Annotated in this window: 1 protein-coding gene; it reads left to right on the forward strand. The window is 53.4% G+C overall.

Annotated elements, in window-relative coordinates; translation table 11 throughout:
• The coding region (locus SB753_RS36600; protein ID WP_410805011.1) for a hypothetical protein at positions 1 to 181 on the forward strand (181 nt) is incomplete at its 5' end.
• Positions 182 to 281 lie beyond the last annotated feature (100 nt).

Below are 281 nucleotides of genomic sequence, written 5' to 3' on the forward strand. Positions count from 1 at the left end.
CCGAGATCGACCGCCACGGACGAGCGAAAAAGGCGTCCAAAAAGCGATGACTGCGCATTCGATCTGGCCATGTTCAGGCTCTTTTGAAAGAAGTGAGCTGCGTTGTAAGCAGCGAAAACGTCAAACGTATGGCGCAGCGATGCTGCGCGTGCGTTCCTCGGAAACTTTTTCCGGCTATTGATCGCATATCGGCAGATGCCCGGCGAACTTTAGGAGGATGAATTCGGAAACGTCTTACGGCCGCTTACACGCGGCCGTTTCGACGTATCAAGAAGAGGATT

This window comes from Paraburkholderia sp. SIMBA_053, assembly GCF_046534895.1.
GTDB classification, from domain to species: domain Bacteria; phylum Pseudomonadota; class Gammaproteobacteria; order Burkholderiales; family Burkholderiaceae; genus Paraburkholderia; species Paraburkholderia caledonica.